Raw genomic sequence first — 26,986 nt, forward strand, 5'->3', positions numbered from 1 at the left:
GTCACTCCTCGGTGGTTCTGAGAACGGTAACCGTACGGCTGCGGCCGTCCGTCACGTAGAGCCGCAGACCGTCCGGCGAGAGCGCCACGACCCGGGGGCTGTCGCCGACCTTGACCGTCGACACCACCTTCAGGTCATCCAGATCGATCACCGACAGGTTGTCGGAGCCCTCGTTCACGATGTACGCGTGCTTGCCGTCCGTCGACGTCATCACCGCCTGTGGCTCCTTGCCCACGCTGATCTGCTTGATCTGCTGCAACGTCGTGGTGTCGAAGACCTGCACCTTGTCCAGGTCGTAGTTCGTGACGATCAGCTTCTTGCCGTCCGGCGTCAGTGCGATCGCGTGCGGCGACCGGCCCACCTTGATGTTGCGCCGCACGATCCGGTCCGCGGTGTTCACCACGGAGATCTGGCTCGACTCGTGGTTTGCTGTGTAGGCAACACTGCCGTCCGGTGAGAACGTCACCCAGTGCGGGTTCGGTGGCACCGAGATGCGACTGGATTCGGTCAGCGACTCGTCGTCGTAGATCTCCACCCGCGCGCCGTTGTGGATCGGCACCCACACGTCACCGTCCGGGCCGACCGCCGGCTCGAACGGGCGCGGGCCGGTCCGGATCGCCTTCACGAGTTTCGCGGTCCTCGTGTCGATCACGGCCAGGCCGTTGCCGGTGAAATCGTTCTCGAACATCGAGGCGTAGACCCGGCTGCCGTCCTGCGAGATCGCGATGAACCGGGGCGTATTCGGCACCGACACCTTGGTGATCTTGCGAGTGGCGAGCTCGATGAAGTGGACGTCCTTGGAGTTCTGGTCCGCCACGTAGACGACCTTGTTGTCCGGGGAGACGACGACACCCTCGGGCTCCTGGCCCAGCTTGAACCGGTCCACGACGACGGGCTTCGTCAGCGACACCGGAATCTCGGCGGCGGCGGGCGGCTCGGTCGCCGGGCCGGTGGTCTCCGGCGGTGTGCTCTGCTGCTGTTGCCCCTGAGGAGTGGGCGTCGCGGTGTTGTCGGTGGTTCCCGGCCTCAGCAGGCGCACGCCCAGGTAACTGCCGGCCGCGAGGACGGCCACCGCCAGGAGAATCACCAGGACCTTGCCGGCCCTGCGGTGCGGTTTTTCCTCGTGGTACGGGGTGGCCGGCGGCGGGGAGCCGAGCTGGGCCGTGCCGCGGACGGTGGCGGGGTAGGGGGCAGCCGGGCTGGCCTGCCATTCCGGGGTGGACTGCCAGCCGGGGGTGGCCGGGGAGGCGGGCCAGGTGGAGACGCGGGCGGTGGGCTGGCCCCACGGGTCCGCGGGGACGGGCTGGGTCCACGGGTCGGCGGGGGGTTGGGTGTTCGCGGCGCCGGGGGGTTGGGTGTTCGCGGCGCCGGGGGGTTGGGTGTTCGCGGCGCCGGGGGTTCCCCAGGGGTCCGCGGCTGCGAGGTGTGGGGTTGCTGGGGCGCCGGAGGTGGGCGTGGCGGGCCACGGGGTGGGTACGCCAGACGTGGGTGTGGCGGCTTGCTGCTCGGCAGCGTTGCCCTCGTGGGCGGCCGGTGGCTCCGCGCCTGCTTGAGGGCCCGCGCCTGCTTGGGGGACCGCGCCCGCTCGGGGGCCTGCGCCTGCCCACGGGTCGTCGGAGCCGGGGCCGCCGCCGGGCCAGCCTGTGGTGGGGGTGGCCGTGGCCGCCGCGGCCGGCCAGGAGCGGGCCTGCGGACTGGCGGGAGCGGGACGCGTCGGTAGCGGATCGGTGACGTCGGCGTCCGGGTGCGAGTTGGTACGCGCCGGGGGTGTCAGCCACGGGTCGCCGGCTACGCCGTGGTGGCTCGGGCCGGGCCACGGGTGGGTGGGGGCCGGCGCTTCGGGAGTGGCGGGTGTGGGAGCTGTGGGTTCGGGAGCTGTGGGTTCGGGAGGTTCGGTCGTCTGCGGCTGGGTGCGTAGCCATGCCGCACCGGCCACCGACGCGGTCGGCCAGGAGCCGGCGGCGCTCCACCCCTGGTAGCCGCTCGGAGTGGAGTCGTCCTGCTGCGGGTCGGCCGGATCCGGTTCGGCTTCGGTTGCCGCTTCCGCTTCTTCGGCTGGCGGTGTGGTGCCGTTCGGGGCGTGGTCGGCTGCTACGGCCGGGGGCTCCGGCACTGCGTCGGCCGGGGGCCCAGGCACGGCGTCGGACGGGTTGTCCGGTGGTTCTTCGGCATGCCCCGTTGTTTCGGCATGCCCCGTTGTTTCGGGGGCTTCGGTGGATGGTTCTGGCGGATCGTCGGGTGCCGGGTGGCTTTGGCCGGTGTCGGGGGTTGGGGGCGTGGGCCAGCCGGTGACGCTCTGCTCCCGTCGTGGTCCAGGCACCGGCCCGCCGTTCGCCGAAGTTCCCTGATCCGCCTCGGGCGTTCCAGCAGGGGAACTGCCGCCGTTCGCCGGGATGCCCGACGTCGGCGCCGCCCCGGGCGCGGGCGCACCACTGACGGGCGCCTCCGTCCACGCTACGGCCGGTGACTCGTCTGCGGTGGGCGTACCCAAGGGCTCGCCTGACCCGGACGCGGCCGGAACCGGGCCGCGGGGTTGCGGTGGCCGCCCGCCCCAGCCGAATCCGCCACCTGTTGCGCTCGGCCAGCCACCGGTGGAGGGAGGTTCAGTGCTGTAGGGAGCGCCACTGGCCGGTGAGGCCGAACGGGGTTCGGGGATCGGTGCGCCGCTCGTGGGTGAGGCGGGTCGTGCGCTGGGAATGAGCGGGGCGGGTGGTTCGGCCGCGCTGCTCGTGGGTGCGGTCGGCGGGCCGCTCACGGGTGAGGCCGGCGGGCCGCTTGCGGGTGCGGCGGATTGCGCGGTCGGGGGTGCAGTGGATGGTGCGGTGGAGGGTGCGCCCCAGGCGGCCGGGGCGCCGCTGGTGGGTGAAGCCGGCCTCAGCCCGGGAATTACCGCGGGCGGTTGGGCCTCGGAAGCAGCGGGTGCGCCGCTCGTAGGCCTCTCCGAACGGGCGTCTACCGGAAGCGACACTGACGGCGCAGCCGAGACCGGAGTTGACGGGGCCGCTGAGACCGGTGTGGCCGGCGAGGCAGAAACCGGTGCGGCTGAGATCGGTGTGGCCGGCGAGGCAGGAACCGGCGTCGCTGAGACCGGGGCTGCCGGCAACGCGATCGGTGGCCTGGCCTGTGCCGGGGGACCAGCGACGGCCGGAGCAGGAGCCGGAGCAGGAGCCGGAGCAGCCGGAGCGGGCGCCGCCAGTGCGTGCTGCCAACCTGCCGCCGGGCCCACCGGTAGCTCGGTGGCAGGGCGCGCGCCGTTGACACCGGGTGTCGGGCGGAACTCGCCGGTGGCCTCCAGCTCTTCCGAGACCTCGCCGGTGACAACGAGCCTTGCCGCGCCGGCCGGGCCCTCGACCGTGACAACCCCGTCGAGGCGGCCTGCCGTCGGGAACCAGGAAACCTTGAGAACGCTGCCCTCCAGCCGGGCGTGCAGACCCTCGACCGAACTCGTGACCGCGGACGCCACGGTCAGCGGCGGGCCTTGCACCGGGACCCCCGCTGCGAGCTGTCGAGTCCCGGGCGGCACTCTTCCGAAGTCCAGGGCGGGTTCGGTCAGGCGTACCGAAGTGCGTCGTAAAGCGGCGGTAGCCGCGGCAGCGACCCGGCCCTCACCGGTGGCCATGCGTCGCAGGGTCTCGCGGGCTTCGACGGCGCGGGTGAGATCGGCGCCGGCCGCCGCGACGGCGAGCTGGGCGATCATCGTCATCTGGTCACTGCCGGGACGGCGGATGCGGGACACGTATGGCTGGCGTCCCGAACCGAAGACCCACTGACGCACGCTCGGGTCGCGTTCGCGCAGGTGGTCGTGGAGTTCGCCGATGCCGACGAACCCGTCGCGGTCACGGTCGGCGCCGCCGTTGCGGATGCCGTCGGCGATCATCCCGGCGAACGTAGGAGGCTCCGGACGTGCGGTTGCCGCGATCACGACGCGGCTCTGCCACTCGGCCGTCCGCGCCGCCCGGAAGTGGTGGCCGGCGTCGACCGGGCCACCGGTACGCCCGTCGAGCAGCACCACGGCCTGCCCGGCACGGCTGCGCTGCATCATCGCGGCGATCTGCGAGACATCGACGGCGGTGTCGGCCGGTCGTGCCATCGCGGTGTCCGACCCGGCCAGATAGAGCCCGCCGCCCGGCCCGGTCAGCATGATCCCTCGGAAGTAGAGCAACACAAGATCGTCTTGGTCGCGTCCCTCGAACAGCGCGGTGATCCGTGCGCGCACCTCAGCGGACCCGGCGTCATGCAGAAACGCCACGTCGAACCCGCCGAGCCCACCGTCGCTCAACGCGTCGGAGAGCACAGGAACATCGGCGGTCGGCACCGAGAACCTGCTCAGAACAGGATCATCCTGGTGCTCGACCGTCACCACTACTGCCAGTCGTCGCCCGCTCATCGCATCACCCTTCATCCATGGTGCGATGCCGAAGCCTGCCACGAAACCCCTCGATGATTACGAACCGCCATCGTCCGAGGACGGAGCGTTGTTGATCTCGGGGTTCCGCGTGCCGCCGCCATAGCGATCTACCTGCGATGATGTTGCTGCGGGCGCTCCATGATCGGAAGGCCGGAAGACGGTGGGGAATTCACTGGATTCAGTGGATCTGGCACGCTGACGGATATTTGTCACTCTGAGAGCGCAGCCGGCGCTTTGCGCCAATTGCGGGGGTACGCCCAAAGCCCACCCGTGTCCGTCCCCGGTCAAAGCGGCCCCAGCCGACGGTCGAAAGCCGACCGCTGCCGTTGCCGTTGCCGTTGCCGCTGCCGCTGCCGCTGCCGTTGCCGCCGCCGCTGCTGCTGCTGCTGCCGCGCCGTCCGATGCCGCGCCGTCCGATGCCGCGCCGTCCGATGCCGCGCCGTCCTGCTCGCGTGTTGAGTTGGGGTGCGGATCGAGCCTCAGTTCGACACAGCGGGCCCGGGCCGGCCGGGTGTGTTGAATGGAGGACGGTAGGGGCGTTATCCACAGTTTGGCGTTGTCCACAGGGGCTCGGCGGATGATCTTCGGGAGCTGTCAGCGTGGCCCGATGACCGGGGATCTCGACGACTTCGCCGAACTTTGCTTCGTGCAGTCCGGTGTGCTGACCACTGCTCAGGCTGTCGCCCTGCTCGGCCGGGCCGTCGTGCGCGGGCATCTGCGTTCCGGCCGGTGGCGGCGGGTGTGCCGGGGCATCGTCACTACCACCAACGGGCGGCTTGAACGGCGGCAGCAGGTGTGGGTGGCGGTACTGACAGCCGGGCCCTGCGCGGTGCTCGGCGGAGTGACGGCGCTGACCGAGGCCGGCGTACGCGGGCTGCAGGAAGGGCCGTTGCGGATCGTGGTGCCGGCCCGACGAAGCAGGAGTCTCCGACTGCCGGCCATGCCTGAGGACATGCCAGGGGTACGGGTGACGCGTACCCGGTGCTTTCCGGAAGAGCATTGGAAAGCCGGCAGCCCGTCGCGGATGACCGTGTCGCGAGCGATGGTGGACGCGGCGGCGTGGGCGCCCAGCCAGGACGCCGCGCGGACGATCATCGCGGTCACGTTTCAGCAGCGACGGGTGCTGGCCGAAGACGTGTTCGAGGTGCTCGATGTGCGCAGGCGGCTGCCGCGGTTCGCGATGATCGAGCGGACAGTGCTCGACGTCGCTGGTGGCGCGCAGGCGCTTTCGGAAATCGACTTCGCGGTCCTGTGCCGGCGGGCTGGGCTTCCGCTGCCGGATCGTCAGAAGCGGAGGCGGGACGATTCCGGCCGGCTGCGTTATCTCGACGCCTACTGGTCGCGATGGCGGTTGCATGTCGAGGTGGACGGCTCGCATCACATCGAGGCACGCCAATGGGCCGAGGACATGGTGCGGCAGAACCAGGTGTGGATCGAGGGGGATCGGATCCTGCGGTTCCCGGCGAGCCTGATCCGGTCGCGGCCGGATGTGGTGGTCGGCCAGCTGTGGGCGGCGCTGGAGGCCGCCGGCTGGCACGATTGAGCGGCTGGCACGGTTGAGCGGCTGGCACGGTTGAGCGGCTGGCACGATTGAGCGGCTGGCACGATTGAGCGGTTGCTGGGCCCGGGTGGGTCAGGTGCTCGCTGGTGCGGGCTGCAACTGATCGGGAACGGTCAGACGTAGAGGTCGAAGACCTGGTGGGCGGCTCGGATCCGGGCTACGTCGCTGGCTCGGGCGGCTTCGATGCGGGAGACCTGGGCCGCCGCGTTCTCGATGTTGGCGCGGATGGCGGTCACGGCGCCGGGGGCTACGTCGCCTGAGCTGATCGACTCGGCGAGCTTGGTGCGGCTGGTCTGGAGGCGGCTCCAGGCGGCGGCGCTGCTCCAGGAGGCGGCGGTGGTGGCGGCGCTGATGTACATCGGGACTCCTCGGGGGTTGTGCCGTTCCTGACGGCCCCAAACATCGTCCGCGTCGCTCCTGAGCTGCAACTTTTGCCAGTGACCTATGCAACACCTGTGCAACCTGGGCGGTTGCTGTCACTGACGGCCGGGATTCGGTACGCGGGGTACCGGATCCCGGCCCAGGCTGGGTCAGTTGTTGACGGCGGCCAGGTCGCGGGCCTTCTCCGGCCAGCTGGAGAGAGTCGGCGCGAGGCGCATGCCGGCGGCGGTGACGGCCTGCTTCAGCGTGGCGACGTCGGAGTCGGCCAGCTTGGCGTACGTGGTGATGCCGGCGGCGGCGAGCGCCATCGCCATCTTCGGGCCGATGCCGGCGATCTTGGTCAGGTCGTCGGGCTCCGGAACGTCGGCCGGGATCGCGGCGGCGATCTCCGCGCTGGTGAGAGGCGCGGCCTCCGGCTCCTCGTCGGCAACCGGTTCCAGGTCGGCAAAGGACTCACCGGCGGCAACGCGCTCGGCGGGCGCGTCGACAACAACCGGCTCGACAACAGCAGGCACGGCGACAACCGGCTCAGCGGCAGCGACGGGCTCGGGCGCGGCGATGGGCTCGGGCGCGGCGATGGGCTCGGGCGCGATGACCGGCTCGGGCGCGATGACCGGCTCGGCGGCGGCAACCGGCTCGGGCGCGGCAACCGGCTCGGGCGCGGCAACGGGCTCGGCGGCAACCGGCGTGGCGACGGGCTCGGGCGCGATGACCGGCTCGGGCTCGATAACGGGCTCGGCGGCAACCGGCGTGGCGGCGACCGGCTCGGCCACCTCATCGTCCGACTTGGACTCGACGGCAGGCTCAGCGGCCGGCTCGGCGGCAGCGGCGGGCTCAGCGACCGGCTCGGCGGCAGCGGCCGGTGTGACAACAGCGGCGGGGGCGGGCTCAGCGGACTCGGCGGGCGCGGGCTTGGCGGCGCCGAGGCGTCCCTTGACCAGCCAGCCGGCTATAGCGCCGATCACGAGCCCGGCAACAAAGTAGAGGAATGATGCCATATCGGGCCTCCGGACAGGAGATGGGGGTGCATGTGGTAGCGGGCAGCTTTCCACATCCCATAAACCGGCCATGACGAGGGTGTCTAGCTGAATCAGCGCCGGGTGATCACGCCCGGAACGAACCGGTTCGCGGCGTACGTCGCTGCCCACAGCACCACACCGATGAGCAGCAGCACCCCGGCCACCCGGTAATCAGCTGTCGCCCGCCCGGAGAACGGGCTTGCCAGGAACGCGCAGGCGAGCGCTCCGATGATCGGGATCACGGTCGGCGCCTTGAAGTGCTGGTGCTCCACGGGGTCGCGCCGCAGCACCAGGACCGCCACGTTCACCACGGTGAAGACGCAGAGCAGCAGCAGCGCGGTGGTGCCGCCGAGGGCGGTGAGGTCGGCGAACCAGATCAGTCCGAAAGCGATGACGGTCGTGAAGACAATTCCCACCCATGGGGTACGGCGTTTGCGGTGCACCCGCCCGAGAACAGACGGCAGCACCTTCTCGTTGGCCATGCCGTACAGAAGCCTGCTCGCCATCATCATGTTGATCAGGGCGCTGTTGGCCACCGCGAACATCGTGATGAAGGCGAAGATCGAGAGGGGGAACCCGGGCGCGCCGGCCGAGACCACCTTGAGCAGCGGGGTGTCACCTTCACCGAGGTCGGCCGGGGACACCAGTGCGACCGCCGAGATCGCCACCAGCACGTAGATCAGCCCGGTGATGCAGAGCCCGGTGAGCATGACTTTCGGGAAGATGCGTACCGGATCGCGGGTTTCCTCGGCCATGTTGACCGAGTCCTCGAAGCCGACCATGGCGAAGAAGGCGAGCGCGGTTCCCGCGGTGACCGAGAGGACGATGCTCTCGCCGGGCGGGGTGTTGAACTCGGTGAGCCGGGACAGATCGCCGTTGCCGCCGCCGAGCGCCCACGCGCCGATCCCGATGACGATCAGCAGGCCGGTGAGCTCGACGCAGGTGAGCACCACGTTCGCCTTGACGCTCTCGCCGACGCCGCGGAAGTTGACGAGCGCGACCAGCACGATGAACCCGAGCGCGATCGCGGTGAGGGCGAATCCGTCCGCGATGGACAGGTCGAACGCCTCGGCGAAGTTCCCGGCGAACGCCTTGGACGCGCTGGACGCCGAGGTCAGACCGGAACACATCACGGCGAACGTGACCATGAACGTCAGGAAGTGGATGCCGAACGCCTTGTGTGTGTACAGCGCCGCACCGGCCGCCCGGGGATATTTGGTGACCAGCTCCAGATAGCTGAACGCGGTCAGCAGCGCGACCACGAACGCCACCAGGAACGGCAGCCACACCGCGCCGCCGACCTCGTTGGCGACCTTGCCGGTCAGCGCGTAGACGCCGGTCCCGAGGATGTCGCCGACGACGAAGAGCAGTAACAGTGCTGGTCCGATGACACGATTGAGTGTGGGCTGTTCCTCGTCGGTCTCGGTCACGACAGCCTCCCCCGAAAAGGCCCCTCCACAAGAGAGGACCACTGCGGAACAGTGACGTTACCCGTACCTTGGGTGACGGGAAACCTGGGAGGACATCATGCGAATCGTGCTCGCCGCCAACCCTGAGGTAGATCAGCCCTGGGTGACCGATGCGGCCGCCGATCTGGTCAGGCAAACCGGCGCCACGGTGGCCGTGGTGGCCGTCGACGAGCTGGAGGTCGAACATCTGGCGCCGCTGCCGCGCAGCGTCTACATCGAGCGCGCGGAGCGGGCGAAGGATGCCGCCGTGCGGCGCCTCGCGGATGTGGGCATCGATGCCACGGGTACGGTCCTGCCGGGCCGCCCGGTCGATCAGATCATCCGTTTCGCTGAGGAGCAGGCCGCCGACCTGGTCATCGTCGGCTCCAGCGCCCGCCCCCTGGTGGCTCAGCGGCTGCTCGGAAGCGTGCCGCTGAGCCTGATCCAGAAGGCGGGCCGTCCGGTACTGGTGGTCACCCACCCGGCGAACCCGTCAGAGGCGACGGATCAGGGATAGGAGACCAGGAAGACCGGCTGACCGACCTTGGTCATGTCCGCGGCCGGGCCGACCCCGTTCACCACGTGGTTGACGACGCCGGCGCTGAGGTTGACGGTCATGATGTGGTTCAGCTTGACGCCGGGCCGGTCCGGCACCTCGAACCCGTTCTCGGTCTCGATCGACGGGTTGTTCTGGTTGAAGACGTAAACGCCTCCGCCGTACAGAGTGTGGGTCTTGACGTTGGCACCCACCTTGTAACCGGCGTAGCCCTTCGTGGATCCGTTCATCCAGTCGGCCTGCGTCGGCGGGTCGTACGGCAGCTCGTTCTGGTACAGCACTGTCGTGCCGCGCTCGCCGTTCCAGACGGTGTTGTACTTCTGGAAGTGCTCGACGAACAGGCCGGTCGCGGTGACGTCGTCACCGTTGATGACCGCGCCGTACCGTCCGGTGTTGGTGCTCCACCGGTCGGTGTCACCGTTCACGCCGTTGGTGAAGCCCTCGACGCCGTGGTCGCCACGCCACACCCAGGTGTGGTCGATGAGGACGTCGTCGCTGTTCACTTCGAGCGCGATGTTGCTCTTGCCGATGTGCGGGCCGCCGACCCGGAAGTAGACGTCCTGCAGCGTGGTCGGGTTGGACGCGGTGGTCAGGCTGGGCGCATTCTTGGCGCCGACCCGCAGCAGCACCGGCGATTCCTTGGTGCCGGCGTCGATGGTCACGCCAGCGATGATCACGCCGGGCACCGATGCCACGTTCAGCGGCACCGAGCCGTTGACCGCGGTCAGCGTGGCGTGGCCGAGGCCGAGGACGACAGTGTTCGGACGCCAGACCTCGATCGAACGCGCGATGTCGTACACGCCGGGGGTGATCAGCAGGTGCTTGCCGAGGGCCAGCGCCAGGTTGATCTTGGTGACCGAGTCACCGGGCTTCGCGATGTAGAAGTCGGACAGCGGGATCGTCCGGCCCGGTCCGCCCCACGAGACGCCGCTGGTGTTGCGCTGCGCGGCGGGCACGCGTACCTGATAGCGACCGGAAGCGTCGACGAACAGGTACGGCTTCTCCCGGCTGACCGGGGTCTTCTCCAGGGTGGTGTACGGCGGGTCCGGGAACGTCGCGTCGTCCGGTGCGCCCTGCACGCCGGCGAAGACCTGGTTCCAGACCGCGTTCGACCAGCTGGCAACCTCGCTGTTGCGGGTGAGCCACTGCTGCTGCGAGCCGTTCGTGGTGGCCGGAAGCTTGGAGTCGGCGATGAAGCCGCCACTGGCGTACTGCGGGCCGGCGGTGCAGTAGTCCATCAGCGACAGTCCGCCGCCGGTGAACTGGGTCCGGCGCAGCGAGGTGGCCTGGGATACCGCCCAGAAGTTGGCCGACGACCGGCAGCCGTCCTGCCCGGCCGCGTTGATGTTCACGGTCAGGTTGGAGACGGTCCGCCAGAAGTTGACGAGCGCGAGGCAGTTGTCAGCGGTCAGGCAGCGGTTGTAGACCTCGACCTTGCCGTTGATCACCACGTCGTCGGGGTTCGCACCGAGGCCGGTCAGTTCGGTGTAGTAACCGACCTTCACCTGCAGCGGCTGCTCGGCGGTCCCGTAGGTGCCGGGCTTGAACAGGTACGCGTAACGCTGCGTGCCCATTTCATTGTTGACCTGCGCGGCGTAGGTGGCGTCCAGCGTTGCCTGGATCTCACTGACCGGCTGGCTGGGGTCGAAGATCGTGACGTTCGGGCCGAGGTTCGGCGTGGCTGAGGACGGCGTGGCGGCGGCGGGGCCGGCCGAGGCGCCGGCGGCCGCGAGCACGAGGCCGAGAGCGACGGCTCCGGCGGTGGTGCGGCTTCGCGTCATGCGGAGGTTCCCTTCCGTAACAAGATCGCAATGATCCCGGTCACAGAAGCAATCCCCGAACCTCGATGTCAAGGGCATCGATCCGGCATAACGGGGTGCTCTGGGGCGAGACACCCAGGTTCCGGAACTTCAAGCCCCCGAAACCGGTTCCGCAACCGTTCCCGGAGAGCAAATTCCTTCGGTACGCACGAAGCAGGCGACCGTCAATCTCGCGGCGCGGCGTAGATGACCACGTTGTCGCGATAGCTCCGCTTGCTCCGGTCGAAGCTGCCGCCGCACGTGATGAGGCGAAGCTCGGCACGGTTCACGGTGCCGTAGACCTCGTCCGTCGGGAACTTGTGCTTCGGGTAGGTGGCTACCCGGTACACCTCGAGGGTTGCCACGGTGCCGTTCTTCCGGCGTACCGAAATGGTGTCACCGAGAGTGAGCTCCCGGAGCCGGAAGAAGACCGCCGGGCCTTCGCGGGCGCTGTCCACGTGCCCGATGATCACCGCCGCGCCGGGCTCGCCGGGGGTGGGGGAGTGGCGGTACCAGCCGGCTGGGGCGGAGGCCTTGAGCGGGGGGACCTCGAGGGTGCCGTCGGTGTTCAGCCCGACCGGGGTGATCGGGGCGTTGAGCTTGATCGCGGGGATTTCCAGGCGGGTGGGCTCGGAGCGCGCCAGACCGCCGGGTTTCGCGGTGGTGGGAGGAGGCGCGGGCAGGGCGTCGTCCTGCTCGCTGTCCTCCGACGGGGTTGCTGCGGGTGCTGATGTCGCTGTCCGTGTCGCTGCTGCTGCTGCTGCTGCTGCTGCTGCTGCTGCTGTCTGTGTCGCTGTCGCTGTCGGCTGGGCAGTGACAGCGACGGGTGGCAGGGCTGTCGCTTCGGTGCGCAGGCCCATCGCGGTGCTGGCGGCTCCCAGCACCGCGAGAAGGGCGGCGAGCGCGGCGGCGCGGCGGTCTCGGATGCGCGGCATGGGGTCCCGGGGGTCGTGGTCAGGTGCGGGGGCGGCGGCGTACCGAGTAGGTGGCCGTGCCGAACGCCGCCAGCAGCAAGAATGTGCCCATCACCAGGAACGGGACCCGCCGGTCGGAGGCGCCGCTGCCGCCACCGGCGTCGACGCCGCCCTTCGGGGTCGGCGGTGTCGTGGAGTCGTCGTCGCCGTCGCCTCCGGTGCCGTCACCGTCACCGTCTCCGGCGCCCGTGCTCGGTGCGGGGCTGTCGGTGTCGTCGCTGGGGTTGGGGTCGACGCCTCCGCCGCCGGGGCCGGGGCTCACTCCGCCGGGATCGGGGCTGGTGTCGCCCGGCCCGCCACTGTTGTCTCCCGGGCCGGGGCTGCCGTTGCTCGGGTAACCGCTCGGTCCCGGGGCGCTGGTGGACGCGCCCGGCGCAGCGGTGTCGTCCCCGTTGTTGTCGCCGTTGTTGTCACAGGTGGCGAGCAGGACGAAGAGCAGCAGCAACGCCAGAAGCAGCCCGACGCCCACCGCGATAGCCCGATCACGGCGCCCGCGGCGCGCCGGTGCCGCGTGACTTGAGGACACGAGGTGCCTTTCGTCGAGAAACGGCACATCCCGGGTGGGAGAGTGGTGGGCGCCACGTTAGTGACCTACCGCCCGGAGCGCGACCCCATGTCCGTGATCGGTCACTTTCCACTCCCGACAGACCGCCCACTCGACAGGATCGACAGTGGGCGGGCTGGCTTTTCTCGATCTTGTCGAGTTCCCCGAACACGCTGCCGCTCAAATCAACAAGATCGACGACGGTTGTCCGATCTTGTAGAGTTCTCCGCAAACGGTTCGGGGAAGTCCACAAGATCGGGAGTGGGCCCCGGCAGCGTCTCGCCCCGCCCGGCAGCGTCCCGCCCCGCCCGGCAGCGTCTCGCCCCGCCCGGCAGCGTCTCGCCCCGCCCGGCAGCGTCCCGCCCCCGCCCGGCAGCGTCCCGCCCCCGCCCGGCAGCGTGACGGGGTCGCACGCAACGAGGGGTTCGCGTGGATGAGGTCACACGGAACGACACTGTGCGACTTCACCTACGCCAGGGCCGCGATAGGAGCCCACACACGCAATCGGTGTGACCTCATCGCCGCTGCCGGGACCCTTAGGTGTGCCCGCATCGGGGTCAGCCCGGCCCGCACAAGGCGAGAGCCAGGCAGCGCGGGATCGCCCAAGATCCGTTGAGGGCCGGCCGTGCGGAGCGCGGCTGGCGCTCGTGGCACCACAAATCGGGCGTGCCGCGACCGCGAGCGCTAGCCGGGGGCGGGGGTCAGAGCAGGTGGGTCAGGAGCAGGACGAGGCCGATGTGGGTGAGGACGCCGGTGGCGCCGAGGCTGATCGCCAGTGTTCCGGTCGGGCGGGAGGCGGGCAGGCCTCGGACGCCGAGCACGATCGCGAAGATGGAGCACAGCAGGAGTGGGTTGATCACGAGGCTGATCGCGCCTACGACGACGGCCCGGTTCTTCGGTGAGACGGCGTGGTCGTCGGCTACCGGTGGCGGCCCTTGTGGCGTGGCCGGTGTGGTGTACCCGAGCTGCGCGGACACGGCATCGACCGGCTGCATCGCATAGCCGCCGGGCGGCGCGAACGCCTGCGGGGCCGCTACCGAGGGCGCGGTGATGGACGGGGCTCGACGGTCACCCGGCCCCCAGCCGGTGAGTTCCAGACCGCTCATCCCGGCACCATCCGGCACAGGGCCGCCTTCCGGGCCGATCGTGTGGGTGCCCGGGACCGGGGTGCCACTGGGGGCGGCCGCCGGCGTCACCGGTGGGGTCGCGCTCGCACCCGGCTGGATGTGGGAGGTCCACTCCTGGCCGTCCCACCAGCGCAGGGCGGGCAGGCCGTGCGGATCGGAATACCATCCGGCGGGCGGCGCGGGGCTGGTCATGGGCGGGCGTCCTTTCCGACCGGGCTGTGATTCCCGATCGGCCCGGCCGGCCCAACCCTGAGTCATAAACAAACATCCGGCCGGCCCAACCCTGAGTCATAAACAAACATCCGGCCGGCCCGCACCGCCGTGAAAGCGGTGCGAGCCGGCCGGGATGATCCCACCGTCAGGACTGGGTGATCTTCAAGCTGTCGACCGCGGCCTCCACCAGCGAAGCCGTGCCCGTGTCGGCTGCTTCCACCTGGACACGGATCGCCTGGCCCGCGTACCCGGAAAGGCTTGCCGAAGCGGCCGCCCAGGCCGCCGCCTTGTTGCTGGCCGCGCCGGTGAGGCTCACCAGCGTCGTGGTCGTCGATCCGGAAACCACCCGGACCCGCAGATAGTCGGCGCTTGTCGCGTTGTTCAGGTGTGCGAGGTACCACGACCAGGACAGCGTCAGCGTGCCCGAGGACGGCAGCGTTATCGACGGCGACAGCAGCGAGCTGACCCCGCCGTCGAGGTCGTTGGCGCCGGCGCTGGCACCCGCCGTGGCCCCGGTCACCAGTGCGTAACTGCCGGACGCCGCCGCGTCCAGCTGCGTCGCCACTCCGGAACTGCTCGTGGCCGCCGGGTTGCCCCGCTCGAACAGCCCCGATGTCGCGGTGTCGGCGGTACCCCGGGTCCACGTCGTGGCCGTCTCCAGGTCGTCGGACCAGACGGTGGTCCCGGTGGGCGGCTGGGTTCCGCCGCCGTCCGCCAAGGCCCAGACCGCGTACGCGATAGCGTCCGAATTCCGGTCGAGTGCGGTGTCGTTGATGTTCGTGATCGTGTCGCACGACGCGTGGTAACACGGGTCGAAGCGGGTCGCCGTGCCACCCCAGAGCGCCACCTGCGCCGACGTCTTGGTGCCTTCCGCACCGGTGAAGATGCCACCGGCCGGGATCCCGGCCGCGATGAACGGGCCGTAGTCGCTGCGCCCGTCGAAGTCGGTGCCCCGGGTCGGTACGCCGATCGAGGTGAAGTAAGCGGCGAGAGTCTGCTCGATCTGCGCCGATCCGGTGGGGCCGGGGCCCGATCCGGTGCCGTCCGAGTTGTCACCGTCGTACAGGAAGTACCCCGGGTTCGGGGATCCGACCATGTCGAAGTTCAGGTACCCGGTGATCGCCGCCTTCTGGGCGGTGGACAGCGAGTTCACGTACGCGGTCGATCCCCGCAGACCCAGTTCCTCCGCGCCCCACCAGCCGAAACGCAGGTGCCGGTCGGGCTGGAAACCGGTGCGGGCCACCTGCAGCGCGACTTCGAGGTTGGCCGCCGAGCCGGTGCCGTTGTCGTTGATGCCGGGTCCCGCGGTGACGCTGTCCAGGTGCGCGCCGATCATCAGCGTGTCGCTGGTGTCACCGCCCGGCCAGTCGGCGATCAGGTTGTACCCGGTGGCGCCGTTGTAGGTGAACGACTGCTGGGTCGTGGTGAAACCGGCCGCGTCGAGCAGGTTCTTCACGTAGGTGACCGACGCGAGGTACCCGGGCCGGCCGTGCGCCCGGTTGCCGCCGTTGGCGGTGGCGATGCTCTGCAGCTGGGTGAGGTGTGCCTTCACGTTGGTGACCGAGATGTCCGGAGCGGCGGCGGCTTGTGCCGGTGACGCGGCGGCGGTAAGGCCGCCGGCGACCAGCAGGGAGACGCCGAGCAGGGGAAGGGCGCGCACGGGATCCTCCGCGACTTGAAGCGACGAAGCACGACTTAAAACATCGACGAGCATCGCAGAGGCCGCAGGCCAACCCTCCATATCAATAGATACCTATCACCGTTTTCGAATCGCAATCGTAAATTCAACGTTTCCGAAGCTGCGCATGTCCATGCCTTGATGTTTAGAGTGCGTTGATCGCCCCGGAGTCACGGCGACCACTGTGACTCGAATTTCGGAAGGCATGGGATGCGAAAAATCCTTGCGGCCACCCTGGCCGCATCCGTCGGGCTCCTGATCGGAGCCGGCGTGATCCCGGCCTCGGCTTCTGCTCACCAGGAGCCGGGTTACACCCCTCCGGCGATCAGCTGGGGGAAATGCGCGAGCGCGGGCCTGAACGCCCGTGGCGCGGAGTGCGGTTTCCTGATCGTGCCCTTGGACTACGCCAAGCCCAAGAGCACCAAGATCAAAATTGCCGTCTCGCGGATCAAGCACACGTCCACGGCTGCCGAGTACCAGGGCGTCATGCTCACCAACCCGGGCGGCCCGGGCGGATCCGGTCTCACCCTGTCGGTGCTGGGTGAGTACGTTCCGAACGACGCCGGCAGCTACTTCGACTGGATCGGCTTCGACCCGCGCGGCGTCGGCTCCAGCGTTCCGGCACTCACCTGCGACGTCGACTACGCCGGTTACAACCGGCCGTTCTACGTCCCGGTGAACAAGTCCCTCGAGAAGCAGTGGCTGGCCAAGGCCAAGGGCTACGCGAAGGACTGTGACAAAGCGGGCGGTGCGCTGCTCGACCACGTCAAGACCACCGACACGGTCGCCGACATGGAGAGCCTGCGGAAGGCCCTCGGCCAGAAGCAGATCAATTACTACGGCTTCTCGTACGGCACGTACCTCGGCCAGGTCTACGCCACGTTGCACCCGGACAAGGTGCGCAAGTTCGTCTTCGACGGCGTGGTGAACCCGGAGGGCGTCTGGTACCAGGCGAACCTCGATCAGGACGTCCAGTTCGACAAGAACATGGACGTCTACTTCGCGTGGGTTGCCAAGTACGACTCGGTCTACCACCTGGGCAAGACCGCGAAGGTGGTCAAGCAGAAGTACTACTCGACGCTGTACTCGCTGATCAAGAAGCCGGCCGCCGGCAAGATCGGCCCGGACGAGTGGAACGACATCTTCGTCTCGGCCGGTTACTACGTGTTCGGCTGGGAGTCGGTGGCCGAGGCGTTCGCCGCCTGGGTCAACGACAAGGACCCCTCGCTGCTGCTGGAGAACTACCCCGAGCCGGGTGGCGCGGGCTCCGACAACGGCTACGCGATGTACCTGGCTGTTCAGTGCAGCGACGTGAAGTGGCCGACCAACTGGAACAAGTGGCAGCGGGACAACTGGAAGATCCACGCCAAGTACCCGTTCATCACCTGGAACAACGCCTGGTACAACGCGCCCTGCATCAATTGGGGCACGAAGCCGGGCAAGCCGGTCGAGATCAAGGGCAAGAAGTCGCCGGAGATCCTGCTCATCGCCGAGACCAACGACGCCGCCACGCCTTATGACGGCGCTCTTGAGGTCCGCAAGCGTTTCCCGAAGTCGGTGCTCATCGAGGGCGTCGGCGGCACCACCCACTCGGGTTCGCTGAACGGCATCGCCTGTACCGACAACCTGATCGCGGACTACCTGGCCACCGGCGCGCTGCCGGACCGGGTCCGCGGCAACCGCTCGGACGCGCAGTGTGACCCGATCCCGCAGCCGGTTCCGGCCGCGGCGTCGGTGTCGACGTTCTCGAAGCGCTCGGCGGCGCCTGCCGGCCTCCCGGCCGACATCCGCGCCGAGATCGGCGTTCGCTAGCCCTATCCTGCCGATCTTGTGGAGTTGACCCCGACCGCTGTCGGACAACTCCACAAGATCGGCACGAAGGGTTGCTGTCAGCGCGAGTTACTCGTTGCGGCTTTCTTTGCCAGCTGGATCTGTTCGTAGACCCGGGTACGCAGCTCGACGAACTTGGGATCCGCCCGGGTGTGCAGCTGATCCCGCTCGGCGGGCAGGTCGATGACCAGCTCGTCCTGCACGACCGTCGGCGACGACGACAGCATCACCACGCGACGTCCGAGGTACACCGCCTCGTCGATGTCGTGCGTGACGAACAGAACTGTCACCTTGAGCCGCTGCCACAACTTGCGGACCAGGTCTTCCAGGTCCGCCCGGGTCTGCGCGTCGACGGCCGCGAACGGCTCGTCCATCAGCAGCGTCTCCGGCTCGTACGCCACCGCCCGCGCGATGGCGACCCGCTGCTGCATGCCACCGGAGAGCTGCCACGGGTACGCCGACTCGGTGCCGGTCAGCCCGACCGCGTCGAGGGCCTCTTCGACCAGCTCGGCGCGGCGCGGCTTGGACACCTTCTTCTGCTTCAGCGGCAGCTCCACGTTGTCCCGTACGCTCATCCACGGGAAAAGGCTGCGCCCGTACTCCTGAAAGACCACCGCCATGCCGGGCGGAGGCCCGGCGACGGCCTTGCCGTTGACCTTGACATCGCCGGACGTCGGCTCCAGGAGCCCGGAGATGCAGCGCAGCAGCGTCGTCTTGCCGCAGCCGGACGGACCGACCAGGCAGACGAGGTCGCCGTTGTCCACGGTGAACGTGAGATCGCGAAGTGCCTCCACCTCGCGGCTCCCGGACCGGTAAACCTTCTTCAGACCTTTGACCTCAAGCATCGTGGCCCTCCTAGCCGGCCCGGCGCTGCGCTTCGCGCAGGCCTTCGTACCATCGCAAGACCCGCTTCTCGGCGAGCCGGAACAACAGCGACAGCGCGAACCCGAGCAGGCCGAGCAGGATGATCCCGCTCCACATCTCGGGGATCGCGAAGCTGCGCTGGAACTGCACGATGGTGAAGCCGAGGCCGTTGCTGGCCGCGAACATCTCGCTGATCACCATCAGGATGATCGCGATGGAGAGCGCCTGGCGCAGCCCCGTCACGATCTGCGGTCCCGCCGACGGCAGGATCACCTTGGTGAGCCGGGCCATCCCGGTCACGCGGTAGGAACGCGCGGTCTCCAGCACGACGCTGTCGACAGCGCGGACACCCTCGACCGTGTTCAGCAGGATCGGCCAGACACAGCCGAAAACGATCACGATCACCTTCATGCCGTCGCCGATGCCGGCGAAGAGCATGATCACGGGTACGAGCACCGGAGGCGGGATGGCCCGGAAGAACTCCAGCACCGGTTCGAGGGTGGCCCGCAGCCGCCGGTTCAGGCCGATGGCGAGCCCGAGCGCGACGCCGGCGATCGACGCCAGAAGGTATCCGGCGAAGAGCCGCAGCAGACTCGGCACCACCTCGGCCTTGATGGCGGCGAGAGTCCAGGTGTTGCCGAAGGCGGTCAGGATGTCGGACAGCGGTGGTGAGTAGAAGCTTTCGCTGTCAGCGCTCAGCACCCACCAGCCGACGAAGAGGACGACCGGCAGGGCTGCCGCGAAGAGAAGACGACGTGCGATCGTCACAGCGCCACCTCCCCGCGAACTGACTGGTGCCAGGCGAGCAGGCGGCGCTCGCCGGTACGAGCCAGCAGGTTGATCAGCACGCCGAGCACGCCGGTGACGACGATCAGCGCGTACATGGTCGGGACGGCCTGGGAGGCCTGGGCGATCGCGATGTCCTTGCCCAGCCCCGGCGATCCGATCACCAGCTCGGCGGTGATCGCCAGGATCAGGGCCACCGACGCGGCGAGCCGCACGCCGGTGAAGACGTACGGCAGGGCGGTCGGCCAGAGGACGTATCGCACCCGGGCCCAACCGGAGAACCGGTAACTGCGCGCGGTCTCGTAGGCGACCGGGTCGACGTCGGCCACCCCGTACAGGACTTGGACGAGGACCTGCCAGAAGGCGGCGTAGCAGACGAGCAGCAGGGTGGAGCCGATTTCCGTACCGAAGAGGAGAACGGCCAAGGGGATGAGCGCGACCGACGGGATCGGGCGCAGGAACTCGATGGTCGAGGCGGTGAGCTCGCGCAGCACCGGCACCGAGCCGATCAGGATGCCGGCGAGCACGCCGGCCGCGACCGCGATGAAGAGACCCCAGCCCCAGGCGACCAGGGTGTCCTTCAGCGAGATCCAGAACTGCCCGGTGCCGGCCTCGTCGGCCAGCGCGGTGAGGATGGCGCTGGTCGGCGGCAGGTACTGCTCGTCGACCACCCCCAGCCTCGGCAGCAGTTCGATGAGAAGGAGCAACCCGGCCAGGCCGGCCGACCCCAGAAATGCGGGGTGGCCGAGCCAAGCCGGGTTGCCACGGCGAACCGATGTCACGGGAGCAGCTTCGCCAGGTCCGGAGTGCCGGAGAAGATGCCGTCCTGCTCGCCGAGCTTGGCCAGGGTCTCCACCGAGGCCTTGTTGATCTCGACGGGCCACTTCGGCAGGACCACCGCGGCGCGGCCCTTCTCGTCGATCTTGGTGTAGTCGGCGAGGATGGCGCGGACCGCGTCCGGGTTGGCGTCGGCGTAGGTCAGCGACTCGTTGATCGCCTCGGTGAACCGCGTGACCAGGTCGGCGTTCTTGGCGATCAGCTCGGTGGAGGCGAAGTACGCCGCGACCGTCAGGTTCGGCGCCGCGTCCACGAAGGTCGAGGCGACCTCCCGGCCACCGGCGGCCTTGATCGCGGTGAGCTGCGGCTCGACGACCCAGGCGGCGTCGACCTGGCCGCCGTCGAGCGCGGCCGGCATGTTCGGGAAGGGCATCTCGACGAACTCGATCTTCGACGGGTCGCCGCCGGCCTTGCGGACCGACTCCCGGGTGACGGTGTCACCGATGTTCTTCAGCGTGTTCACCGAGATCTTCTTGCCGGCCAGGTCGGCGGCGGTCTTGATCGGGCTGTCGCCCTTGACCACCACGGCGCCGAAGTCCTTGCCCTGCACGCCGGTGGAGGAGACACCCGCCGCGACGGCCTTGATCGGCACGTTCTTGGTCTGCGCGATCATCAGCGAGGTGAAGTTGCTGAAGCCGAACTGGAACTGGCCGCTCACCACACCGGGGACGATGGCCGCACCGCCCTGACCGGCTTCCATGGTCAGCTCGATGTTGCGCTTGCTGAAGAATCCCTGCTTCTGGCCCAGGTAGATGGGGGCCACGTCGATGATCGGGATGACCCCGACCTTCACCTTGTCCACACTGCCGGTACCACTGCCACCCTCAGTGGAGTCCGAGTCACTGGAGGTGCCGCATGCCGTAAGGGTGCCGGCGAGGGCTACCGCCACCATCCCCGCGAGGAGTCGCCGCCGCATATTTACTCCTTAGAAATCTGTGCGCATCACGAACATGAGTTCTCAGAGAGAACGCTATGATGTGCCCCGTGTCACGTCAACGATTGGTTTCGATCAACTGATGCCGCGGGAACCGTACTACGTCCAATCGCTCGAGCGGGGGCTCGCGGTGATCCGTGCATTCGACGCAGAACATCGCGAATTGACCCTCAGTGACGTCGCACGGTCATGCGGTCTGACCCGTGCGGCTGCGCGGCGGTTCTTGCTCACCCTCACCGATCTGGGGTATGTGCGCACCGACGGCCGGCTGTTCTCGCTGGCACCGAGGGTTCTCGAGCTGGGGTACGCGTTCCTCTCCAGCCTCTCGCTGCCCGAAGTTGCCGAGCCGCACCTGGAACGCCTGGTTCAGCAGGTGCATGAGTCGTCGTCCCTGTCGGTGCTCGACGGTGACGATGTGGTGTACGTCGCACGTGTCCCAACAAGCAGGATCATGCGGGTCGCGATCAACGTCGGCACCCGATTTCCGGCGTACGCCACGTCGATGGGCCGTGTGCTGCTCGCCGCGCTGCCGGCGGGGGAGCTTGACGCGTACCTGGATCGGGCGAAGCTGGAACCACTGACCGACCGCACCATCGCCTCGCCGAGCGCGCTCCGCGCGGAGATCGCGCGGGTTCGCGCGCAGGGGCACTCCATCGTTGATCAGGAGCTGGAGGAGGGGCTGCGGTCGCTCGCGGCGCCGATCCGGGACCGCAACGGTACGGCGGCCGGAGCGATCAACGTGTCGGTGCACGCCGCGCGGGCCACCGTCGACGACATCCGGGAACGCCTGCTGCCGCCGTTGCTGGCCGCCGCGGCCGCGATCGAGGCGGACCTGCGCATCGGCTCACGTGGTGCGCCGGCCGGCCGCTGATCTGGGCGCCTATCCGCTGCTCACCGTGGCGTTGTTCCGGCTCACCCGGCAGCGCGGCCCGGTCTGGTCCGGCAACCTGATCGACTCGGCGATCATCGCGGTCGCGGTCGGCATCGTGTACTGGACGTTCGTCATCGAGCCGATCGTCACCGACGATTCCACGCCGATCCTGACCAGATGGTCACCGCCGGTTATCCGACCGCGGGCGTGCTGCTCTTCGCGGTGATCATTCCGATTCTGCTGCGGCAGGGGCCGAGGACCGGGAGTCTGTGGCTGCTCACCGCCGGCAGCGCGATGACCCTGGCCGGCAACGTGATCTACATGCTGGCGCCCGGCTCGGCGGACCGGTGGCGGTTGCTTTAGTGCGAGGTGCCGCTCGGAGATCTTGTGCGGTTTGACCGGCCGATCGACCACGAATGCACGAGTTCGCCGGGCGGCCGTCGGGGGCATGTCGTTTCCGGATGGTTGGCGTGCTTTGTTGTGATGCTCAGCCGCCACGGCGGGTGGACGTGCCGGATCTTGGAGACTCGTGGTGTCCTGTGCCCCACTGGTCTCCAGGGGTTCGGCCAACCGGTGCTGCAGAGTTTCGACGTGGTGAGCGCGGGGCCTCACGGTTCTGACGTGGTGAGCGCGGTGAGCGTGGTGAGCGTGTTTCCTCGCGGATCTTGTGGAGTTCGGCGAGCCGTTTGCGCGTAACTCCGCAAGATCGGCGGGGGCCTTCTCGATCTTGTGGAGTTGTGTGGGCACGTTTGCGGGGAAATTCACAAGATCCAAGCAATGCAGAGCGGGTGCAGAGCAGAACAGAGCAGTGCAGTGCAGAGCAGTGCACTGCGCGGCAGAGCGGGGCAGAGCGGGGCCGCGCGGCGCGGAGCGGGGTAGCGCGGGGTGGGGTGTCTGTGGCGGAAGGGCGTCGGCGCCCGGCATGGCAATGAATGTTGCGTGGGGGCGGCGCTAGTAGGGGGCTACCACGAACGCAGCGCCGCTGCTGATGATGGAGGGCTCGGCCAGGCCGGCTGCTCCGGGGTCGCCGTTCGCTACGACGGTCATGATGTAGGCGCCGTCGGGGACCACGCCCGAGGTGGGGGCGCTTGTTGTCGGGCTCAGCTGGGTCGCTGACAGGTCCAGGTCGCAGATCAGTTCGGTGTCGCTGACCACGATGCCTACCGTGCACTCGGCCACGCCGCGGTTGGTGGCCGGGTCGTAGGCGCCGTCGACCAGGAAGACGTGGGGGTCGGAGCTGGTGGCGACGGCTGCCGGGTCGAAGATCAGCCCTGAGAAGCCGGCGCCTGTCACCGACACCGTGACCAGCGCGCCGGTCACGCCCGTCGCCGGCGAGATCGTGATGCCGTTGGTGTACGCGAACGGGTACGTCGTCGGCGTGAGCGGGTTGTTGTCCGGGTCGAGGCTGCTGACCGTGCCGCCCGGCGCCACTACGGAGAGGGCGAGGCCGGTGTCGGCCGCGCGTACGCCGGTGGTGGCGGTGAAGCTGTTGCCGTTCGACGCGACCCTGATGTTGGTGAGGGCCGCGCCGCCGATCGAGGCGGTGATCGGGGTGGTGACGGGGGAGAAGCCGGTGCCGTTCACGGTAATCGCCTGACCGCCGGCGGCGGGGCTGCTCGCCGGGCTGATCGACGTGATGGTCGGGCGCAGCGTGATCGTGTAGACCGACGTGGCGAGCAGGGTGCTGGTGGTCGTGGATTCGGTGTCGTAGACGCAGACGTACCACCGGGCCTGCGACTGGGTGCCGGTCAGGACCAGGCCGCTCGTGTTGAAGGCGTCACCGGGGTACGCCGCGGTGGGCACCGTGAACACGATCTTCCACGAGGTGATCCGCTTGACCTTGGTGGTGTCCGCGGTGAGTACGCCGGCCGTGGTGTTCACCCCGGGCCCGGCGATGGCGGTACGCGTTTGCGCCTTCAGGGAGCACCCGGTCGTCGCGGTGCCGACGAACTGGAACTGGACGATCGGGGTAGCGCTGCCTGCGGGGAACGGCGCGACCGCGGTGGGCGGGACCGAGCCGATGAGCGTGCCGCCGGCGCCGCTGGTCCCGTACGTCTTGCTCAGCGTCATCGCCACAGCAGCCGCTGACGCCGGTGTGCTGACGCCCGCCAGAACCGTGGTGGTCAGAACGACCGACGCCACAACGGCACGGGTTATGCGGCGAATCATCGGATCTCCCCAGGGCCTGCCGGAAAAGAGCTGATACCGCAAAGCAGCGTAACGTTCACGTTGGTCCCGATTTGCCAGGAACAACAAACCCCGAACAGGTGACCCGGGAACTTTGTGCCCTGCCGCGCTCTCAAAAAAGCGAACACCAGCGAAGAGGGAGCACTCATGAACATCAAGGGCATCGCCATCGCCACCGTCGTGGCCGGCATTCTCACCGCCGTCCCCGGAACCGCCCACGCCGCGTCCGGGGTGAGGGTCTGGTTCCACCCGGGCGGCCAGTTCGCCCCGGCCACGCTGTGGAAGTTCGACTTCGACAGCGGCGCCGGATTCAAGCGCAGTTACCAGCCGAGCCTCACCGGGTGGCCGGTGCAGCGCCAGACCGACTTCACGTTCGAGAAGTCCGGCGCCGAGTACACACTGCACACCTTCGTGTACGGCGGCACCCAGCGGATCACCGGCCTGGACTACTCGGCATCCGCCGACACCTGGGTGGTCAGCAACAACGGCTACACCGAGAAGTGGCTCGGATGCCGCTCAGCAGGCCGCCCGCTGTATGCCGCGGTGGCCTGCTGAACCCGGAAAGGAAACTAGGGCAGCCACTTCTCCCAGGTGGTGCGGTGCGCGTCGGCCCACTTGCGGGCCGCCTGCTCGGCGGTCAGACCCTTGGTCATGTCCTTGGCGACGGCGTTCTGGTCGGCGTTCGTCCACGTCCAGTTCCTCAGGAACGTGGCGGCCGGGCTGCCCGAGTCGACGAACGCCTTGCGCCCGATCTTGTCGAGGTCGTACGGCTGATAGTCGCAGGCCACCGTGTCCGGGTCGGCGTCACAACCGGGCGTGTAGTTCGGCAGCGGGATGTGCACCAGCTTGATGTCCGACAGCAGCCACTGCGGCTCGTAGAAGTACCCGATCAACGGCGTCTTCTTGGTCTGCGCCCGGCGGAACGCGGCGATCAGCTTGTCTTCGCTGCCGGCGTACACCACGGTGTAGTCCAGCTTGAGGTTCTTGATCAGCGTGGCGTCGTTGGTGACGAACGACGGGTCTCCGGCGAGGAACTGACCTTTCTCGCCGGACTCCGCGGTCTTGAACAGGTCGGCGTAATCGTTGAGCTTGGTCCAGTCGGTGATGTCCGGGTACGTCTTGGCCATCCACGGCGGCACGTACCAGCCGATGACACCCTTGTTGCCGGTGAGGCCGAGCTCGACGGCGACCTTCTGGCGGTCGATGTACTTCTTCTTCAGGTCGTCGTGTCCCCAGTTCTCCAGGATCACGTCGATGCTGCCGTCCGCGAGACCGGCCCAGGAACTGGTCTCGCTCAGCTCGACGGCGCCGACCGTGCAGCCGACCTCCTCTTCGAGCAGGTACTTGACCACGGCGACGTTTGCGGCGTACCCGCTCCAGGGGTTGACCGCGATGTTGACCTCGCCGCAGGAGGTCGCGGCAGGGACGCCGGGTGGCGCGGTGATCGCGGCCTCGGAGCCGGCGCAGCCGGCCAGAGTCACCACGCCCAAAAAGGCGGCCGCGAGACGAAAGAACGAGCTCACCATGCTGATCCCGCCCTTTCCCGGTTGGCCTTCTCGGTGCGTTTGACCAGGACCTCTTCGGTGAGCGAGACGAGGACGTTCTTCACCGACTCGCGGTCGCGAGCGTCGCATTCCACGAGCGGTACGCCCGCACCGACGCCGAGCGCGTCACGGACCTCCTCGAGCTGGAAACGCTGTGCGCCGCCGAACCGGTTGACGCCGATGATGAACGGGATCTCGTGCTCCTCGAAGTAGTCGATCGCGGGGAAGGAGTCCTCGATCCGCCGCGTGTCGACAAGCACGATCGAGCCCAGCGCGCCGTCGACCAGGTCGTCCCAGAGGAAGGCGAACCGGTCCTGTCCGGGCGTGCCGAACAGGTAGAGCAGCAACGCGTCGTCGAGGGTGATCCGGCCGAAGTCGAGGGCGACGGTGGTGGTGGTCTTGCCGGACACCGCGGAGGTGTCGTCGATCCCGATCGATTTCTCGGTCAGCTCGGCTTCGGTGACCAGTGGCTCGATCTCGGAGATGGCACCCACAAAGGTGGTTTTCCCGACGCCGAAGCCACCGCTGATGACGATCTTGACAGCGACGGGGTGCGCTGCCGACGGCTCCCTAGAGCGCCCGGACACGGTCCCTGATCCTTTCGATCAAACTGGTGGAGAGCTCGGCCGGCTGATCCTCGACGGAGAGAAACCCCTGAGTGATCAGATCGGCCACGATCACACGAACCACACCCAGGGGTACGCGCAACGCCACCGACAGGTCGGCGACCGACATCGGGGCCTGAGCCAGCTCGACGATGCGCCGTGACTCGAACCGCAGCGGCGCCGACAGAGCCGCCGGGGCCGCCCGCAGCAGCGTCTCGATGCGCAGCCCGTCGTGCAGCGGCTGGGTACGCCCATTGGTGAGCATGAACGGCCGCACGATCGGATCCTCGTCGTCGTCGTGCGCAGGCGACGAGGTGGTCGGCGGCTGCCCACCCGCGTACGGGAAGGAGCTCATCGCGGCAGGTGTTGTCGGGACTCGGCGATCAGTGCCGGGGTGAGCAGGCCGCCGAAGCGTTCGGCGAGCAACGAGATCTCGTAACCGACCAGGCCGAGATCGCAGTCGCCGCCGGCCACCACGCCCAGGACGCTGCCGCCCGAGATGACCGAGACCAGCAGGAAGCCCCGATGCATCTCGATCATGATGAGTTTGAGGCCGTCGAAGTCGTACCGGCGGGACGCACTGCGGGCCAGGCTCGCCAGGCTGGAGACGATGGCGGACAGCTGATCCGCTTCGGCCCGGTTCAACCCGTCCGAACTCGCGATCAGCAAGCCGTCGGAGGACACCGCCACGGCGTCGCGGACGCCGTCCGTCTGGTGCACGAAGTTGCCGAGCAGCCAATTGAATTGATGTCTGTCCGCCGACGTGTCAACGCTCATCATTCTTCTTTCCAGGTTGCTGCCAAGGGGCCACTTCGGAGTT

General features: G+C 68.6%; 25 protein-coding genes. 6 read left to right on the forward strand and 19 right to left on the reverse strand.

Going from position 1 to position 26,986, the window contains the following annotated elements:
• Position 1 precedes the first annotated feature (1 nt).
• A complete protein-coding gene (locus ACQP2E_RS13925; protein ID WP_433831596.1) occupies positions 2-4,387 on the reverse strand; it encodes a beta-propeller fold lactonase family protein in 4,386 nt (1,461 codons plus the stop codon).
• 628 nt (positions 4,388-5,015) lie between these two features.
• Here ACQP2E_RS13925 and ACQP2E_RS13930 point away from each other — a divergent pair.
• The gene (locus ACQP2E_RS13930) at positions 5,016-5,951 is read left to right on the forward strand and encodes a hypothetical protein (protein ID WP_433831598.1); all 936 of its coding nucleotides are present in this window, start codon (positions 5,016-5,018) and stop codon (positions 5,949-5,951) included.
• Positions 5,952-6,082: 131 nt separating this feature from the next.
• Here ACQP2E_RS13930 and ACQP2E_RS13935 read toward each other — a convergent pair whose 3' ends face one another.
• The 3 genes from ACQP2E_RS13935 to ACQP2E_RS13945 form a co-directional block, all read right to left on the reverse strand.
• Entirely contained in the window at positions 6,083-6,328 is a 246-nt protein-coding gene (locus ACQP2E_RS13935; RefSeq protein WP_433831600.1) for a hypothetical protein, read from the reverse strand.
• A 171-nt stretch (positions 6,329-6,499) separates the two neighbouring features.
• Positions 6,500-7,348: a helix-hairpin-helix domain-containing protein gene (locus tag ACQP2E_RS13940; RefSeq protein WP_433831602.1), complete on the reverse strand. Its 849-nt coding sequence runs from the start codon at positions 7,346-7,348 to the stop codon at positions 6,500-6,502.
• A 92-nt stretch (positions 7,349-7,440) separates the two neighbouring features.
• Positions 7,441-8,799, reverse strand: a complete 1,359-nt coding sequence (locus ACQP2E_RS13945) for an APC family permease (RefSeq protein ID WP_433831604.1) — start codon at positions 8,797-8,799, stop codon at positions 7,441-7,443.
• 106 nt (positions 8,800-8,905) lie between these two features.
• Between ACQP2E_RS13945 and ACQP2E_RS13950 the strand changes: the two genes are divergently transcribed.
• Complete coding sequence (locus ACQP2E_RS13950; protein WP_433831606.1) at positions 8,906-9,334, forward strand: universal stress protein; 429 nt, start codon at positions 8,906-8,908, stop codon at positions 9,332-9,334.
• Here the strand turns inward: ACQP2E_RS13950 and ACQP2E_RS13955 are convergent.
• From ACQP2E_RS13955 to ACQP2E_RS13975, 5 genes are all read right to left on the reverse strand, one after another.
• On the reverse strand, positions 9,325-11,154 hold the full coding sequence (locus tag ACQP2E_RS13955) for an adenylyl cyclase (RefSeq protein WP_433831608.1): 1,830 nt from the start codon (positions 11,152-11,154) through the stop codon (positions 9,325-9,327). The genes ACQP2E_RS13950 and ACQP2E_RS13955 overlap by 10 nt on opposite strands.
• A 203-nt stretch (positions 11,155-11,357) precedes the next feature.
• A complete protein-coding gene (locus ACQP2E_RS13960; protein WP_433831610.1) occupies positions 11,358-12,107 on the reverse strand; it encodes a class F sortase in 750 nt (249 codons plus the stop codon).
• 19 nt (positions 12,108-12,126) lie between these two features.
• Complete coding sequence (locus ACQP2E_RS13965) at positions 12,127-12,615, reverse strand: hypothetical protein (RefSeq protein WP_433831612.1); 489 nt, start codon at positions 12,613-12,615, stop codon at positions 12,127-12,129.
• A 776-nt stretch (positions 12,616-13,391) separates the two neighbouring features.
• Positions 13,392-14,009, reverse strand: a complete 618-nt coding sequence (locus tag ACQP2E_RS13970) for a DUF2510 domain-containing protein (protein WP_433831614.1) — start codon at positions 14,007-14,009, stop codon at positions 13,392-13,394.
• A 166-nt stretch (positions 14,010-14,175) separates the two neighbouring features.
• Positions 14,176-15,744, reverse strand: a complete 1,569-nt coding sequence (locus ACQP2E_RS13975; RefSeq protein WP_433831616.1) for a M28 family metallopeptidase — start codon at positions 15,742-15,744, stop codon at positions 14,176-14,178.
• Between the two features lie 174 nt (positions 15,745-15,918).
• On the opposite strand from ACQP2E_RS13975, the gene ACQP2E_RS13980 reads away from it, so the two are divergent.
• The gene (locus tag ACQP2E_RS13980) at positions 15,919-17,520 is read left to right on the forward strand and encodes an alpha/beta hydrolase (protein ID WP_433831618.1); all 1,602 of its coding nucleotides are present in this window, start codon (positions 15,919-15,921) and stop codon (positions 17,518-17,520) included.
• Between the two features lie 77 nt (positions 17,521-17,597).
• Here ACQP2E_RS13980 and ACQP2E_RS13985 read toward each other — a convergent pair whose 3' ends face one another.
• From ACQP2E_RS13985 to ACQP2E_RS14000, 4 genes are read right to left on the reverse strand one after another with little or no spacing between them, the layout of a single operon-like run.
• Entirely contained in the window at positions 17,598-18,383 is a 786-nt protein-coding gene (locus ACQP2E_RS13985) for an ABC transporter ATP-binding protein (RefSeq protein ID WP_433831620.1), read from the reverse strand.
• A gap of 10 nt (positions 18,384-18,393) precedes the next feature.
• Positions 18,394-19,170, reverse strand: a complete 777-nt coding sequence (locus ACQP2E_RS13990; protein ID WP_433831622.1) for an ABC transporter permease — start codon at positions 19,168-19,170, stop codon at positions 18,394-18,396.
• Complete coding sequence (locus tag ACQP2E_RS13995) at positions 19,167-19,970, reverse strand: ABC transporter permease (protein ID WP_433831624.1); 804 nt, start codon at positions 19,968-19,970, stop codon at positions 19,167-19,169. The genes ACQP2E_RS13990 and ACQP2E_RS13995 overlap by 4 nt, the downstream gene beginning before the upstream one ends.
• Positions 19,967-20,941, reverse strand: a complete 975-nt coding sequence (locus ACQP2E_RS14000; RefSeq protein ID WP_433831626.1) for an ABC transporter substrate-binding protein — start codon at positions 20,939-20,941, stop codon at positions 19,967-19,969. The genes ACQP2E_RS13995 and ACQP2E_RS14000 overlap by 4 nt, the downstream gene beginning before the upstream one ends.
• A 100-nt stretch (positions 20,942-21,041) precedes the next feature.
• Here ACQP2E_RS14000 and ACQP2E_RS14005 point away from each other — a divergent pair, with 100 nt between their 5' ends.
• Positions 21,042-21,830, forward strand: coding sequence for an IclR family transcriptional regulator domain-containing protein (locus ACQP2E_RS14005; protein WP_433831628.1), 789 nt, complete (start codon positions 21,042-21,044; stop codon positions 21,828-21,830).
• A gap of 9 nt (positions 21,831-21,839) precedes the next feature.
• On the opposite strand, the gene ACQP2E_RS14010 is transcribed toward ACQP2E_RS14005, so the two are convergent.
• Positions 21,840-21,965 (reverse strand): hypothetical protein, encoded by a 126-nt coding sequence (locus tag ACQP2E_RS14010; RefSeq protein ID WP_433831630.1) that lies wholly within the window; start codon positions 21,963-21,965, stop codon positions 21,840-21,842.
• Positions 21,966-22,007: 42 nt separating this feature from the next.
• Between ACQP2E_RS14010 and ACQP2E_RS14015 the strand changes: the two genes are divergently transcribed.
• Positions 22,008-22,193: a hypothetical protein gene (locus ACQP2E_RS14015; protein WP_433831632.1), complete on the forward strand. Its 186-nt coding sequence runs from the start codon at positions 22,008-22,010 to the stop codon at positions 22,191-22,193.
• Between the two features lie 588 nt (positions 22,194-22,781).
• On the opposite strand, the gene ACQP2E_RS14020 is transcribed toward ACQP2E_RS14015, so the two are convergent.
• Complete coding sequence (locus tag ACQP2E_RS14020) at positions 22,782-23,999, reverse strand: IPT/TIG domain-containing protein (RefSeq protein ID WP_433831634.1); 1,218 nt, start codon at positions 23,997-23,999, stop codon at positions 22,782-22,784.
• A 165-nt stretch (positions 24,000-24,164) separates the two neighbouring features.
• Between ACQP2E_RS14020 and ACQP2E_RS14025 the strand changes: the two genes are divergently transcribed.
• A complete protein-coding gene (locus ACQP2E_RS14025) occupies positions 24,165-24,572 on the forward strand; it encodes a hypothetical protein (RefSeq protein WP_433831636.1) in 408 nt (135 codons plus the stop codon).
• A 14-nt stretch (positions 24,573-24,586) separates the two neighbouring features.
• Here ACQP2E_RS14025 and ACQP2E_RS14030 read toward each other — a convergent pair whose 3' ends face one another.
• From ACQP2E_RS14030 to ACQP2E_RS14045, 4 genes are read right to left on the reverse strand one after another with little or no spacing between them, the layout of a single operon-like run.
• Positions 24,587-25,543 carry a glycine betaine ABC transporter substrate-binding protein gene (locus ACQP2E_RS14030; protein WP_433831638.1) on the reverse strand — a complete coding sequence of 319 codons (957 nt, stop codon included), beginning with the start codon at positions 25,541-25,543 and terminating at the stop codon, positions 24,587-24,589.
• On the reverse strand, positions 25,537-26,148 hold the full coding sequence (locus ACQP2E_RS14035) for a GTP-binding protein (RefSeq protein WP_111650769.1): 612 nt from the start codon (positions 26,146-26,148) through the stop codon (positions 25,537-25,539). The genes ACQP2E_RS14030 and ACQP2E_RS14035 overlap by 7 nt, the downstream gene beginning before the upstream one ends.
• Positions 26,132-26,521 (reverse strand): DUF742 domain-containing protein, encoded by a 390-nt coding sequence (locus ACQP2E_RS14040; protein WP_433831641.1) that lies wholly within the window; start codon positions 26,519-26,521, stop codon positions 26,132-26,134. Before ACQP2E_RS14040 ends, ACQP2E_RS14035 begins: the two co-directional genes overlap by 17 nt.
• Positions 26,518-26,943 (reverse strand): roadblock/LC7 domain-containing protein, encoded by a 426-nt coding sequence (locus ACQP2E_RS14045; RefSeq protein WP_111650822.1) that lies wholly within the window; start codon positions 26,941-26,943, stop codon positions 26,518-26,520. Before ACQP2E_RS14045 ends, ACQP2E_RS14040 begins: the two co-directional genes overlap by 4 nt.
• Between the last annotated feature and the right edge of the window lie 43 nt (positions 26,944-26,986).

It is taken from the genome of Actinoplanes sp. CA-015351, from assembly GCF_050955685.1.
In the GTDB taxonomy this organism is placed as follows: Bacteria; Actinomycetota; Actinomycetes; order Mycobacteriales; family Micromonosporaceae; genus Actinoplanes.